Consider the following 14,302-nt stretch of genomic DNA (forward strand, 5'->3'; position numbering starts at 1 on the left):
CGGAGCGGCCCCCACCGTCAGGCGACGGACCGGTCCAGCAGGCCTGCCAACGCGTCGAAGATGACGTTGACTTGCTGCGGGTCCGGCAGGCGCCGGAACGCGAGCTCGATGAGCTGTGGCTCCACGCGCTCGGTGAAGACCTGCATGACCACCCGCCCCGGTCCGCCGGCCTCTGCCGGGCGGCCGTCCATGTAGGTGGTCCCGCTCCACAGCTGACGCCCGTTCAGGAAGTGCGGCGGGAGCGTGGGGTCGAGCGCGGCGAGCGACCAAGCGGCTTGCTGGCGGGCGCAGAGCTCTGACACGCCATCACGCAGCGCCGACACCAGCTGCGGCGCACGCTCCCGCGCAGTGTGGCGCCAGGCCTGCCGGCGCGCGTCCGAGGGCGCGGCCCCGAACGCTGCGTGCAATCGCAGCTCGTAGCGGTGCGTGGCGCCGGCCCCCATCACGTCCGCAAGCTGGACACCATCGGGCGCGCGCAACACGCAGTCGACGTTGGGCTGCGCGCCCCAGATGGCGAGCTGCCGGCCAGGCTCCCCCGCCGCGATGAGCCCACGTGCCTTCTCGGTGTCCATGCTGTGTCCGAGCGGCTCGGTCGAAGGCGTCCAGGCCAGCAGCGCACCGAGCAGAGCGTCCGGCTGACAATAGAGGGCGTGATCGAAGTGGGCCGTGGCCGGCACGTGGCCGTCGTGGACGTGGAGCGTGGGGAAGAACAGCGCATGGGGGTCGCGCCGCGGAAACAGGAAGGCCATGGGGTGGATGCGCTGACGCCCGCCCCCGCCCAGCCCGAACAGCCCCTTCTTCTTGGGCTTCAGGCGGAACACCGCGAACCCCATGTCGCGCACGACGGCCAGCTCGTCCCACACGCTCTTGGGCATCCGGAAGCGCTGGTCCAGGCGGTCGAAGTCGGCGCGCGTGGGGACGAAGCTGGCCTCGAAGAGCCCCACGTCGTGCACCACCAGCTTGGGCGCTGCGGGGCCGCCTCGCGCGAAGCCTCCCTTGGCTTGCGGCGCGGCCGCGTACACAGCCGGAAACGCCGCCGCGAGGTCGTCGAAGAAGCGGTCGTAGCCCTCGAGCGACACGAAGGAGACGGCGTCGTCGGGTGAGCCCGGCGGCACTGGGATGGGGAGCACCATGGCGAGCTCCGAGTCGATCTCGATCTCCATGGCGTACACGAGCGCCTGCCGTCCGTCGGGCAGGCCACGCGCGAAGATCTTGGTTCCACCCACGAAGCGCACGGGCTGGGAGAAGCAGCACATCGCCGCAGCCTACCTCAGCCGTGCGGTGGGCGTGGCTAGTCGGGGTGGCCGACCGGCTGCAAAGCATCACGGGGCGGAACCCCTGCAATGCAACAAAGGTCGCCCCCTGCCGAGGTCCCTAATCCCCGGGCCAAAAAAGCATCCTGGGCAGCTCGGGGCGTCTCTGCGCTCATCGGCTTGGTCCCCTTGATCCCCAGACTCTGCGTGCCGCAACCCGCGCGGCACCAAAGTGTCACGGGAGTGTGGCACGAAGACCTGCACTGGGCACCTGACAGTGTGTCGGTGCAATCCGCGGGGAGAGGGCTCCCAATTGACCGAAAATGTGGTTTCATGGCGCCCGCTCCAACCCGGAGCTGAACGAGAAGAAGGAGAAACCATGAACAAGATTTCGAAACTCATCCTTGCGGGGGCGCTCGTGCTGGGAATTGGCTGTGGCGGTGAAGAGGCTCCGGCCGAGCCCGCCGCTGCCGCTGCTGCTCCGGCCGCCGCTGCGCCGGCCGCCGCTGCGCCTGCCGCTGCGGCGCCCGCCGCCGGTGGTGGTGGTGGCGTGTGTGAGCGCGCTGCCGCGTGCTGCACCGGCTACATCGAGGCGATGGTCGCGCTCAGCCCCGCGATGGCTGGCTCGCTCAACGCCGAGACCACCTGCTCCGGCGTGCGCCAGGCGGGCGCTGCTGGCGCCGCGGCGGAGCCCGGCTGCCAGGCGGCGATCGACGGCTGGCGTCAGGGCCTCGCGGCCATGCCCGGCGCGACGGTCCCCGCGGCCTGTCAGTGAGGCAACGCGGCTCGCTCTGAGTCGCGCGCGTCTTCGTTCGAATGCAGCGCGGTGGTCGCCGAGGAGTGTCCGGGGGAACCAGGGGACACTCGGCGGCCACGCGCAGGCACGACACAGGAGGACGTGTTGCCAGAGGCCGGGAGCGCCGCGCTCAACGCTCCACTTCGAAGAGCTCCGGCAGGATGGCGCCGGACTTCCCGAGCCTGACATCCTGGAAGCTGTCGGCGTTGGCTGGCTCCTCGAGCCCCACGTACACGGCCCGGCAGTCGTCGCCCATCTGCCTGCGATAGGTGATCTCGCGCACGAGGCCCGCAGCCGGATACACGACGCCGCTGCTCCCCACCGTGACGAACAGGTCGCAGCTCTGCACCTCGCGCTTGATGCGCGTGATGCCGAAGGGCTCTTCGCCGAACCACACGATGTGCGGACGCAGCCTGGCGGAGCAGCGCTCACAGCTGGGCATGACGTCGAAGTAGAGGGCGTGGTCCTCGAAGGGCGGCAGCGTGCACCCCGCGTTCTCGCAGCGCGTCTTGAACAGCTCGCCGTGCATGTGGAACGCCGTGGACCCCGCAGCCTCGTGCAGCCCGTCGACGTTCTGGGTGCACAGGAACAGGTGACCCGGGTCGAGCTCCTGCTGGAGCTTGGCCAGCGCCGCGTGTCCGGGGTTGGGCAGTGCACTCGCTGCCTTCGCGCGCCGCTCCGAGTAGAAGCGCCAGACCATGCGGGCGTCGCGCGCCCAGGCCTCGGGTGAGGCCACGTCCTCGGGGCGGTGGCCCTCCCACAGGCCGCCGGCGTCGCGGAACGTGGCAAGGCCGCTCTCGGCGCTGATGCCCGCGCCGGTCAGCACGAAGACGTGAGTGTCGGGGGTCAGGATGATCGGTGAGGTCATGGGCTCACTCGGAAGCGTAGTCGATGCTGACCAGCTCCCACCTCACGGTCTGTGCGTTCCAGCGAAAACGTGCCTCGGGGGCGGGGGCATCCACCACGTCAGAGTCCAAGAGCACGAGCTGCGGGCTCGCTCCCGGGATGACGTAGACGGCCGGGCGGGGCCCGCTGAACACCACTTCGAGGCCGCGGTTGCGCGCGAAGTGCGCACGCACCGCAGCCGGGTTCGAGCCCGCGTCTCGGAAGAGGCGCACGCGGCCCGCAGACGGCAGGTACCCGAGGAATGCCTGCACGTCCGACGAGGTCACGGTGGTCATCACACGCGCGCACTCGAGGCGCTGCGTGGGGTCCGGCAGATCTTCGAGCTCGTTGCAGAGCTGGACGGCCACGGGGTGGGTCGGTGCTGCTGGCGGCGCCGGTGCGGTGGCAGCCGTCACGGGCGCGGCACCCGTGGCGAGCGCCCCGAACTGCGAGCAGAGAGGCGTGACGCGCTCGATCTCGGACCGCATCGCCGGCACACACGAAGAGACGTGCCGGGCCGGCACCGAGCCGCTCGCGGCACACGTCTGCACCACGTAGGACGCGACGCAGGCGCAGGCGTATTCGCGGTGGGCGCCCGGCGTCATGTTGGGCTCGCAACCCTCGTAGGCGGCGGACCACACGGCGTCTTGCGACATCGTGGCGCCGCGGCCCGACACCGCGCGCGGCGTGGGGGTGGCCACCGGCCCGGCGACGTGGAGGGCACCGTACCCGTGGCAGAGCTCCACCACCGGGTCGAGCCACGCGTCCTGGTTGCGCTGCACGCACTGCGCCACCTGCACGGGGCTGCCGCTGCCCAAGCCCTGACAGCGCTGAATGAACTCGGTCGCCGCGCAGGCGCACAGCTGGCGATGCTCTTCGTCCTGCGCACACCCTTGGTAGAAGTCGCGCCAGATGGACGTCAGCGTCTGTGCGCTGGCCACTGCGGGTGACAGGAAGATCATCGCACCCAGGAGCGCGGCTCCAACCATTGAAGTGGAGAACGGCATGAGTTCACTACGACACCAGTTGAAAATTATGTCAACGGGGCCCCGGGAAGAATGGTCATGTCCCCGACGTGTTGCTGCGGCTCAGACGCCAATCAGGGTGCGCACGGCGTCCTCGAGTTCGTGCACTGTGAAAGGCTTGGCCAGGAACTGACAGCGGGGATCCTGAGGCAAGCGAGCGATGACCTCGTGCCGGTCGTAGCCCGAGCACAGCACGATGGGCAGCATGGGGTCCTTCGCGCGGATCTCGCGCATGACCTCGAAGCCATCCAGCACGGGCATGGTCAGGTCGAGGAACACGCCCTGGAGCTCACCCATGTGGCGGCGATAGATGGCGATGCCCTCCGCGCCATCGCGCGCCTCGATGACGGTCAGACCCAGCTGCGCGAGCACTGCAGAAGCAACGGCGCGCACCACGGGCTCGTCGTCCACCACCAGGAAGAGCCCCGTGAGCTTTGCTGGTGGTCGGTCGGGCCTCGGGGGCGGGCTCATGTTCGAGGGGCCCGGCGCCTCGGGGATGAAGACGCGGAAGGTGGTCCCACGGCCCGGTTCCGAGGCGATGTCGAGCGCGCCACGGTGTGCGCGAATGATGCCGAGGACGGCCGCGAGCCCGAGCCCGTGGCCGAGCTCCTTGGTGGTGAAGAACGGATCGAAGACGTGCTGCATGGTCTCGTGGTCCATGCCGATGCCATCGTCCATGACCGTGAGGCAGACGAACTCCCCCGCCTGGGCGCGCTCGTGCTCGACCATGTCCGCCAGTGCACCCGCGAGAAGCGTCACGCGCGTGGTGGAGACGCGCACGCTCCCAGCGCTGCGCATCGCCGCGCTGGTGGCCTCGTACGCGTTCGTGAGCAGGTTCATGATCACTTGCCCGAGCTGGGCCGGGTCGCCCTCCACCCACAGCGCATCCGCGACGGGCTCGAACTCCACGCGCACGCTCTGCGGAATGGACGCGTGCAGCAGCTCGTGCATCTCACGCACCACCTCGGGCAGGTTGACGCGGACGGTCTCGAGGCGCGCCCGACCGGAGTACGCCAGCATCTGCTTGGTGAGGTCCGCCGCGCGCCGCCCAGCGGTCACGATGCGCTGCGTGGCCTCCCACTCGCGCGTGCCCTGCGCCTTACCGCTGGCCAGCCAGGACGCGTTCCCGAGGATGCCCACCAACAGGTTGTTGAAGTCGTGCGCGATGCCACCGGCCAAGAGACCCAGGCTCTCGAGCTTCTGCGAACGCTGAACCTTCTCTTCGAGGCGCCGACGCAGCTCTTCGTCCGCCTTGCGCTGCGTGATGTCCACGAACGTGACGATGGCGCCGCTGACCTCGCGCGAGTGCGGATCGCGCACGGGGACCGCGCGGAAGATGGCCCAAGACGTCTTCCCGTCGGGGCGACGCACGCCGAAAGTCACCGGAGGCTGCGCGAGGCCGGTCGCGAGCGCGCGGGTCACGGGGTAGTCCTCGGGTGCTGCGGGCTCTCCGCTCTCCCAGATGGTGACGCTGGCGAAGTCCGAGGTGTACCGCTGGGTGAGCGCGTCGTAGCTCAGCCCGAGGATCTGCTGGGCCTCTGCGTTGGCCGACTGGATGGCCCCGCTGAGCGCCACGTGCACGATGCCGCTGGGCACCGCCTCGAGGATGCGGTGGTTCAGCTCCTCGGACTCCCGCAGCGCCGCCTCTGTCTCGCGGCGCTCCACCAGCTCGCGCGAGAGCGCCTCGTTGGCGCGAAGGAGAGCGGCGGTGCGCTCGGCCACTCGGCGCTCGAGCTCGGCGTTCTGGGCGGACAGCTGCTCGGTCCGCGCGCTCAGCGCCTCGGAGGTGGACTTGCGCCGGAAGAACCCGGGCACCTCGATGGCGGTGGGCTCCGGCACGACGCCGGGATGGGCCGCCAGGTACTCGCGGATGCGCCCCTCGATGCGGTGCGGCGGCGCCATGATGAAACGGCAGTGAGGGTCGCCCTTGGCGCGGCAGGTGATCTCGCTCGCCACCAGGGGGATGCCGAAGCTCGACTCGCACCAGCCCGAGGAGTAGCCGGCGTTCATCACGCAGACGGGGAAGTCGGCCACACGCCCCGCGGCGATCCAACCGTCGGCCTCCATCGAGTACGGGTGATCGTAGTACAGGACGTAGTCGTCTCCGGGTGCTGGGGCGCTCTCCGGGTGGATGTCCACGAAGGCCCAGCCCGCATAGGCAAAGTGGATGGGCCCCGCCGACAGTCGGTCGATGGGCTCGGTCACGCCCATCTTCTCGGCGAAGACGCGCGCATCGGCCAGCCCCATGGCGTGGGCGAGGTCGAACAGGATCTCGCGCGCCACGGAGACACCCTCGTCGCGCGTGTCGCCATACAGACCGCGCACCACGTCGAAGAACTCGACCGAGAGCGAGCCGGCGCGCACGAGGACGTAGCGCTCGTCTGCGATGCCGATGGTGCCGTGCTCGGGGCTGAAGCGTACGCCGGAGAAGTAGCGCTGGACGTACTCTTGCGCCTTCTCGAAGATGGGCGCGAACGCCTCTGGCACACGGACACTAGTCAGCACCTTGGCCTCGATTTCGCAGCAGGACGCCTTCCGCAGCAGATTGCCATACTCGGGGCGGGCGACGGAAGCGTCGCAGCAGCAGGCGCCTCAGGAGCGGCGCGACCCCTCGGTCAGCTTCATGTAGAGGATGTACCCGGCCAGCACCAGCGTGCAGCCATTGGCGAGGTACACGGGCGCGCTGTCGTGCAGGATCCCGTACACGAGCCAGAGGGCGATGCCCACCGTCAGCAGCGAGAACATCCCGAGCGAGAGATCATCGGTGCGGCGCGTGCGCCAGACCTGCACCACCTGCGGGATGAAAGCGGCCGTGGTGCAGAACGCGGCGACGAAGCCTATCCACTCGGTCATGTCGGGAGCCTCGAGTTGCGGCGGCGCTGACGCTCGCGGTTGAGGGTGTAGAGGCCGGAGACGATGATGAGGGTGGCCCCCGACAGCGTTGGGAGATCGGGGCGCTCGTGAAACGCAAAGACCCCGATGATGAGCGCGAAGATCAGGCGCGAGTAGCGGAAGGGCGTGACGACGGACACGTCGCCGAGGCGCATGGCCTCCGTGATGGCCCAGTAGGAGACGATGCCGCAGGTGAGCGCGCCGGTCAGGTGGCCCAGCTGCACGCCGGTGGGCACGATGGCGCCGCCGCTCACCAGGAGCATCGCCGCGCCGAGCACGCCCACGGCGATGAAGCCGGAGAACGCGAGGTGCATGGTGACGATGCTGGGCGGCACGCGGCGCGTGGCCACGTCACGCATCGAGAGGCCCAACACGGCAAGCACTGCCCACAGCGATGCGGGCTCGAAGCCATCGAGGCCCGGACGGATGACGATGAGCACGCCCGCGAAGCCCACCGCCATGGCGAGCCAGCGCTGCCAGCCGACCTCTTCGCCGAAGAGCACCGCCGCGCCGAGCGTGACGACGAGCGGCGTGGCCTGAAAGATGGCGGTCGCGCTGGTGAGCGGGGTGAGCGTGATGGCGGTGATGAACCCGAGGGTGCCCACCATCTCGCCCACGTTGCGCGCGACCACCGCGGGGTGGAACAGGTCGCGCGTGAAGAGCGGAACACCCTGGCGGAGGACCAACGCCGCGAAGATGGGGGTGCCCGAGACGCTGAGCATCACCAGAATCTGCCCCGTGGGCATCTTGGCGGACGTCCACTTGATGAACATGTCCTCGAGGGCGAAACCCGCCATCGAAGCCACCATCAAGAGGATGCCGCGCAAGTTCTCCATGTCGCTCGGGGAGAGGTGGCATAGCCAGCGTGGGGAGCAACGCGGCCCACGCCAGCTCAGCTCAGCTGCGCCAGCGCCGCCTCGACCACGGCTTCGGCCGTGATCCCGAACTTTTCGTAGAGCAGCTCGGCAGGGGCCGAAGCACCGAAGCCCTTCATGCCCACGAAGCGGCCGCGCATGCCGAGGTAGCGCTCCCAGCCGAAGCCGCTGCCGGCCTCGACGGCCACACGCGCGCGGAGGTCGGGCAGCATGACGCTGTCGCGATAGGCGGCGTCCTGCGCCTCGAAGAGCTCCCAACAGGGCAGGCTCACCACGCGGGCGCGCACGCCCTTGGCGGCGAGGGTGGCCTGCGCCTTGATGGCCAGCTCCACCTCGCTGCCCGAGGCGATGATCACCACCTGCGCTGCGCCGCCCTCGGCCTCGCTCAGGATGTAGCCGCCGCGCTGCGTGCCGCTGACGTCACGGTCCATGGTGGGGATGTCCTGGCGCGTGAGCACCAGCGCCGCCGGGCCCTCCCACTGCAGCGCGGCCTTCCAGCACTCGCGCGTCTCGTTGGCGTCGCCGGGGCGGAACGTGGCGAACCCGGGGATGGCGCGCATGGTGGACAGCTGCTCCACCGGCTGGTGCGTGGGGCCGTCCTCACCGAGGCCAATGCTGTCGTGCGTGAGGATGTAGCGCGTGCGCAGCTTCATGAGCGCGGCCAGGCGCATGGTGGGGCGCATGTAGTCGCCGAAGATGAGAAACGTGGCGCCGAAGGGGATCATGCCGCCGTGCAGCGCCATGCCGTTGAGGGCCGAGCCCATGGCGTGCTCGCGCACGCCGAAGTTGATGTTGCGCGGCACCTCGCCCGCGCCGACGCGCCCGTAGAACGGCAGGCCGCTGAGCTCCGAGCCGTTGCTGCCCGCGAGGTCGGCCGAGCCGCCGACCAGGTGCGGGATGGCCTTGGCCAGCGCGTTCAACACGGTGGCGCTGGCCTTGCGCGTGGCCACGCCCTTGGCGCTGGGCTCGAACTTGGGCAGGTTCGCGTCCCAGCCTTCCGGCAGGCCCTGGGCGAGCGCGACGTCCAGCTGAGCAGCCAGCTCCGGGAAGGCCGCGCGGTAGGCCGCGAGCTGCGCGTCCCAAGCCGCCTTGTGCTTGGCGCCTGCGGCCACGGCGGCGTCACGCGCGGCGCCGAGCTCGGCGGGCACGTGGAAGGGCTCCTCGGGCCAGCCCATGATGGCCTTGGTGGCCTTGATCTCGGCGGCTCCGAGCGGCGCGCCGTGCGCGGCGGGGGAGTCCTTCTTGGTGGGCGCCGGGAAACCGATGATGGTCTTCACGCGGATCAGGCTGGGGCGCGGGTCGGCCTCGGCCTTGCGCGACGCGGCCAAGATGGCCTCGATGTCCTCGCCGTCGTCCACACTCTCGGTATGCCAGCCGTAGGCGCGGTAGCGCGCCAGCACGTCCTCGGTGAACGAGATGTCGGTGCGGCCGTCGATGGTGATGCTGTTGTCATCCCAGTACGCGATGATCTTCCCGAGCTTCAAGTGCCCGGCCATGGAGGCGGCCTCGGCCGAGACGCCCTCCATCAGGTCTCCGTCGGACGCGATGACCCACACCTTGTGGTCGAACAGCGTGTGCCCCGGCTGGTTGAAGCGCGCCGCGAGGAACTGCTCGGCCATGGCCATGCCGACCGCGTTGGCGATGCCCTGCCCGAGCGGACCGGTGGTGACCTCCACGCCCGGCGTGTCGTGCAGCTCGGGGTGCCCCGGCGTCTTGCTGTGCCACTGGCGGAACTGCTTGATGTCGTCGAGCGAGAGGTCGTAGCCCGTGAGGTGCAGCAGCGCGTACTGCAACATGGACGCGTGGCCGCAGGACAAGATGAAGCGGTCGCGGTCGGCCCACTCCGGCGAGATCGGGTCGTGCTTGCGCAGCTTGGTGAAGACCGTCCAGCCCAGCGCCGCGAGCGCCATCGGGGTGCCTGGGTGCCCGGAGTTGGCGGCCTGCACCGCGTCCATGGAGAGGCCGCGGATGGTGTTGACGGCGAGAGCGTCGAGGGGGGTCTGCTGCGTCACGTGATGTCTCCTGAGCCGGTGGACGGTCCCCCGTCTGCCGTGGGCCGCTCATAGTACGGATCCTCCCGTTTGGCTACGGTCCCCAACAACACCAGCGCCGCTACGATCAGCGCTCCGATGCCGGCAGCAGCCAGGAAAACAGGGGCGTAGGCCGCGAAAGCGGTCAGTGGCCAGGGTGAGTACGAACCCCCGATGCGCGCCCAGGCCAAGGCGAAAGCGGCGATCGACGCCCACACCAGGGCGCCCGACGCCCGCCGCAGGGCCAGCCTGGGAGGCGTGGGTGGACGCCCGTTCCGCGTGGCTCGCAGCGCGCCGAGCGCAATCCCCAGCGCCCCCGAGCTCACGCCCAGGACCCCGACGCTCACGAGGTGCGGAGTGACCACATCGAGCGCGCTCAGGGTGAACGGCTTCTGCAGCAGCAGACGGTGCCCGAGCACCACGCCGGCCAGCCACACCAGGGGCGCCAGCAAGCTCCCCGCGTCCAGCCCCGTGAAGCTGCGCTTGGTGGCTCCGAGACCCATGAGCGCCAACAGCATGGCGAGCCCCAGCACACCCAGTGTGCGCGCCTCGTGGTACAGCCGCTGTTGACGTGCGGCGTCCTCCGCGAAGGCCGCGCGCTCGAGCAATCGCTCAGGTGCGGGTGCGTCGAAGAGCACGCAGGTGGACGAGCGCGGCGTGGGCAGGCCGCTAGCCAACGTGAGCAGTCGCGGCACGCACTCGGGCGGCAGGTCCTCGATGTGGCCCGGCGCGAGCCCATCTGCGCGCAGGGCAAACGGCGCTCGCATCACCTCGGGCTCGTCGCCGCCATGTCCACCCACAGCCAGGTGCCCGTGGTCCGCCAGCACCAGGGCCACGAGGCCGGGCTGTTCGCGCGTTTGTCGGTGAAGCTCGGCGATCAGGGCGTCGGCGCGCCGCAAGGCCTCGCGGTGCGCCGCGCTGGTCACGCCACCTGCGTGCGCGCTCTCGTCCACGGCCAGGAGGTGCGCCACCAAGAGGCCAGGCTCCGCGGTCGCTGCGAGCTCGGCCATGGCGCGCCGCACCGTCGCGTCGAAGTCGCGCGTGGCGAGGACTTCGCGGGCCGCGAGTGAGGGGGTCAGCAGCTGCAACAGCCAGTCGAGATCTTCGCCCAGGTAGCGCTCTCGGCCGTGAAGCGCGCGCACGCGGTCGCCGAGCGTGTCCACGCGCGCCACCCCAGCGTCGGACGTGCGGTGGTAGCGGTTGGTGAACACCCCCGTCAGCCGGTTGGGCGCCCCGGTGACCAGCGCGTGGTAGGCCCCCGTCGAAAGCGTGGGGTTCGGAAAGAGCAGGCTGCCGGTACGCGCGCCCTCGCGGAACGCCCGCATCGCGGGCAGGCGCGCCGCCTCGTCCACGCGCAGGCCGTCCAGCAGCAGGATCACGATGGGGCGCACGCGGTGACCCGCCGTGAGCGTGGGCTCGGGGTCCGCCAGCTGCCGCAGCGCGCGGGTCGCCGCCGTCTCGTGGTCCGCTTCGCGCCAGAGCGACTCGGCCAGCCACCACAGCACGAACGCGCCCACCCCGGCCACCAGCAGGAAGCCCAGCGACGCTGCGCGCGGATCGATCACCCGGGTGGAGAGCTCGCGTACCTCGTCGGACATGCCGCGGTCGCGAGCGCGCACGTAGGGTTCGAGCGGAGCGGACACCGCGGGGACTTTATCCTCCCGCGCGCTCAGAGCCACGATGTCTCGCCACGTACGGCCGACACGCACACTTGCATACATGGAACTTTCGGCCCATATCAGAACCCTCTTCACCGGGGTGGACCATGCGCGCGAAGTTCTCTTGGATCTGGGTTGTAGCGTTGATGTCGGCCGGCTGCGGCGAGGCCGCCGTCGCTCCGCCCGTGGATGCGGGACCGGAGACCCACGTGGTGGTGGTGCGCGTGCTCGGCGATGGCACGGGCCGGGTGACCGGGGAGAGCATGATTGACTGCGACGCGGCGAGCGGTGGTCGCTGCTACGCGAACCTCACGCATGGGGCGACGCTGCACCTCGAGGCCAGCCCGGACTCGGGGTCGTCGCTTGTGGCGTGGAGCCCGAGCGCCTGCGGAAGCGGCGCCACGTGCGACGTGGTGGTGGACGCCGACATCATGGTGGAGGTGACGTTCGCCCAGGTGGACGACGGACTCGAGGCGCTGACCGTCCTCATCGCGGGTGCGGGCACCGGCAGCGTCACGTCGTCTCCGACGGGGATCGACTGTGACGTGGAGTGCAGCGCCCGCTTCCCAGCCAATGAGGCGGTGACGCTCACCGCCGTGGCCGTGCCGGGCTCGAGCTTCGTGGGCTGGAGCGGTGCCTGCACCGGGACCTCCGCGCAGTGCACCGTCACACTGGCGGAAGCATCCATCGCAGTCGCCACGTTCGAGCCCCACGTCTACGACTTGGAGGTGGCACTGCTGGGCACGGGAGTCGGTGCGGTGACGTCGGTGGGAGACGCCATCGACTGCGGCGGGACGTGCCGAGCCCACGTCGGCCATGGTGACGAGCTGATCCTGCACGCCACCCCCGAGGCCGGCAGCGCGCTGCTGGCGTGGGGCGGCGCGTGCGCGAGCGCGGGCACCGCCAGCACCTGCGAGGTGACGGTCACGGGGGACATCCAAGTCACCGCCAGCTTCGAACAGGTGCAGTACGACGTACTGGTGACCCGCAGCGGAGACGGCATGGGCAGCGTGGCCGCGAGCGGCATCACCTGCGGCAGCGACTGCACGGAGGTGGTGGCCTACGGCACCATGCTGAGCTTCACGCCGAGCGCGGTGGCTGGCTCCGAGTTCGAGGGCTGGGACGGCGACTGCGGCGGCACGGGGGCCTGCGAGCTGACCATCACCCGCGACACCGAAGTGTCCGCCAGCTTCGCGCTGCGTCGCTATACGCACACCGTGAACGTCACGAGCTTGCGCAGCGGCGCGGGCACGGTCACGTCCACACCCACTGGCGTGGACTGCACCGACAGCTGCACCCATGAATTCATCCATGGCCAGCTGGTGACCTTCAGCGCGGCCCCCGAGCCCGGCTCCACCTTCGCCGGCTGGGCCGACAGCGGCGGCGTCTGCAGCGGGACGGGCCCGTGCGTGATCATGGTGGGTCAGGCACGCACGCTCACCGCCACCTTCGAGGGGCACACGCCCGTGACGCTCAACGCGGCAGACCGCGACCCGGACGTGCGGCTGCGCGACTACGACCTCTTGGGCGCCGATCTGGACCTCGACTTCGGCGGTGTGCGCTCGAACGTGTCCATTCCGCCCGGCGCCGGCGTCTTCTACTTCGAGGGGCACCGCACCACGGACGAGCTGGGGCCCTACGGCGTGGGCGTGTGCAGCGCGACCCACAACCTGAACGGCACGAGCGTGGGCACGACGGACCAGGCCTTCGGGGTCACCGCGACGGGCGGCCTCGACTACAACGGCATGTTCCAGGGCTTCTTCGACGCCGACGAGACCGAGTACTACGGCATGGTGGTGGACTACCGCGGCGCGAGCCCCATCGTGCACGTGATCACGCGCGACTACGACTGGGACGCCGCCGAGGTGCGCCCGCACGTGGTGCGCTCGCTGACCATGAGCACCGTGACCACGCCCGTGTTCATCTTGGCAGCCGGCCTGCGCACGGTGGTGGGCGCCGAGATCGAGATCAACCCCGGCAACGACACCACCAACTTTCCGTTCCACTACGATGCGGACGCGATCTTGCGCGCCGCGAGCCTCACGGATGAAGCGGACGCGTTGGTCATGGGCTGGGGCAGCACGTACGCGGGCCCGGTGGACGACGCGCCCGAGCTGACGGTGTCCGCCAGCCAGAGCGTGGCGAACGGGGCGAGTGTCATGGTGACGGCCAGCGCGCTCGACATGGAGGACGGCGATCTGACGGCGTCGATCACGTGGGAGCTGCTCTCGTCGCCGTACTACGAGGGCCGCGTCACGGGCAGCGGCGCGAGCTTTTCTTTCGTGGCGAGCGGCGTGGGCATCCACCCCGCGCGCGCGCGGGTCGTCGACTCGGCCGGCCAGGTGACCGAGGCGGTCGTGCGCGTGAGTGTGACCGGCCCCGTGGCGAGCCCCGCGATGGTGCAGCTGGTGCCGGATGCGCTGAGCGGCGCCGGTGTGGTGCTGGACCCGAGCGCCATGCAGGTGCGCTGGACCGGCAACGGCAAGATGGCCATCCGCGCGAACCAGAGCTGCTACGGGTGCTACTGGTACTTCGAGTTCTCGCGCCTGCGCAGCCCGGAAAACATGGGCGGCGGGCTGGTGACGGGCATGGGCAATCTGAACCCCTTCGGCTGGGACGACGTGCCGCAGAGCGTGGCCATCAACGTGTTGGGCGGCAGCTGGCGCAACCTGATCCCCAAGGCGAGCTTCCCGGGCCCCAACACCGGCTTCGACACGTACGGCGTCGTGGTGGACTACCGCGCCGAGCACCCCACGGTGTACGTGATCGTGGACGACGTGCTGCACTACGAGGTGGTGCTGGACGACGTGTGGACCGAGCTCTACCCCATGCTCTACGGGAACCCGCAAGGCACCGCGCCGGGCAGCTACGACGAGAGCATCAACTTC

At 70.1% G+C, this 14,302-nt stretch carries 10 protein-coding genes; 2 read left to right on the plus strand and 8 right to left on the minus strand.

Annotated features, from left to right (window positions below):
- Positions 1-17: 17 nt before the first annotated feature.
- Positions 18-1,256, minus strand: coding sequence for a hypothetical protein (locus IPI43_21625; GenBank protein ID MBK7776699.1), 1,239 nt, complete (start codon positions 1,254-1,256; stop codon positions 18-20).
- A gap of 376 nt (positions 1,257-1,632) precedes the next feature.
- Here IPI43_21625 and IPI43_21630 point away from each other — a divergent pair, with 376 nt between their 5' ends.
- The gene (locus tag IPI43_21630) at positions 1,633-2,028 is read left to right on the plus strand and encodes a hypothetical protein (protein ID MBK7776700.1); all 396 of its coding nucleotides are present in this window, start codon (positions 1,633-1,635) and stop codon (positions 2,026-2,028) included.
- 151 nt (positions 2,029-2,179) lie between these two features.
- Here IPI43_21630 and IPI43_21635 read toward each other — a convergent pair whose 3' ends face one another.
- The 7 genes from IPI43_21635 to IPI43_21665 form a co-directional block, all read right to left on the minus strand.
- Positions 2,180-2,917 carry an NAD-dependent deacylase gene (locus IPI43_21635; protein ID MBK7776701.1) on the minus strand — a complete coding sequence of 246 codons (738 nt, stop codon included), beginning with the start codon at positions 2,915-2,917 and terminating at the stop codon, positions 2,180-2,182.
- Between the two features lie 4 nt (positions 2,918-2,921).
- A complete protein-coding gene (locus IPI43_21640) occupies positions 2,922-3,896 on the minus strand; it encodes a hypothetical protein (protein MBK7776702.1) in 975 nt (324 codons plus the stop codon).
- Positions 3,897-4,022: 126 nt separating this feature from the next.
- Entirely contained in the window at positions 4,023-6,464 is a 2,442-nt protein-coding gene (locus IPI43_21645) for a response regulator (GenBank protein MBK7776703.1), read from the minus strand.
- Between the two features lie 87 nt (positions 6,465-6,551).
- Positions 6,552-6,812, minus strand: coding sequence for a SemiSWEET transporter (locus IPI43_21650; GenBank protein MBK7776704.1), 261 nt, complete (start codon positions 6,810-6,812; stop codon positions 6,552-6,554).
- On the minus strand, positions 6,809-7,687 hold the full coding sequence (locus tag IPI43_21655; GenBank protein MBK7776705.1) for a DMT family transporter: 879 nt from the start codon (positions 7,685-7,687) through the stop codon (positions 6,809-6,811). The genes IPI43_21650 and IPI43_21655 overlap by 4 nt, the downstream gene beginning before the upstream one ends.
- Before the next feature lie 56 nt (positions 7,688-7,743).
- Positions 7,744-9,738, minus strand: a complete 1,995-nt coding sequence (gene tkt, locus IPI43_21660) for a transketolase (GenBank protein ID MBK7776706.1) — start codon at positions 9,736-9,738, stop codon at positions 7,744-7,746.
- Positions 9,735-11,354, minus strand: coding sequence for an alkaline phosphatase family protein (locus IPI43_21665; protein ID MBK7776707.1), 1,620 nt, complete (start codon positions 11,352-11,354; stop codon positions 9,735-9,737). Before IPI43_21665 ends, tkt begins: the two co-directional genes overlap by 4 nt.
- 167 nt (positions 11,355-11,521) lie before the next feature.
- On the opposite strand from IPI43_21665, the gene IPI43_21670 reads away from it, so the two are divergent.
- On the plus strand, positions 11,522-14,302 hold a 2,781-nt coding region (locus IPI43_21670), incomplete at its 3' end, for a hypothetical protein (protein MBK7776708.1).

Source organism: Sandaracinaceae bacterium, from assembly GCA_016706685.1.
Lineage (GTDB): Bacteria > Myxococcota_A > Polyangia > Polyangiales > Houyiibacteriaceae > JADJJE01.

What these genes read in the sequence shown, in the direction of transcription:
- IPI43_21650 (MBK7776704.1), bottom strand. Translation starts at nt 6,812, where the DNA reads ATGACCGAGTGGATAGGCTTCGTCGCCGCGTTCTGCACCACGGCCGCT.
- IPI43_21640 (MBK7776702.1), bottom strand. Translation starts at nt 3,896, where the DNA reads ATGATCTTCCTGTCACCCGCAGTGGCCAGCGCACAGACGCTGACGTCC.
- IPI43_21655 (MBK7776705.1), bottom strand. Translation starts at nt 7,687, where the DNA reads ATGGAGAACTTGCGCGGCATCCTCTTGATGGTGGCTTCGATGGCGGGT.
- IPI43_21635 (MBK7776701.1), bottom strand. Translation starts at nt 2,917, where the DNA reads ATGACCTCACCGATCATCCTGACCCCCGACACTCACGTCTTCGTGCTG.
- IPI43_21630 (MBK7776700.1), top strand. Translation starts at nt 1,633, where the DNA reads ATGAACAAGATTTCGAAACTCATCCTTGCGGGGGCGCTCGTGCTGGGA.
- IPI43_21625 (MBK7776699.1), bottom strand. Translation starts at nt 1,256, where the DNA reads ATGTGCTGCTTCTCCCAGCCCGTGCGCTTCGTGGGTGGAACCAAGATC.
- IPI43_21665 (MBK7776707.1), bottom strand. Translation starts at nt 11,354, where the DNA reads ATGTCCGACGAGGTACGCGAGCTCTCCACCCGGGTGATCGATCCGCGC.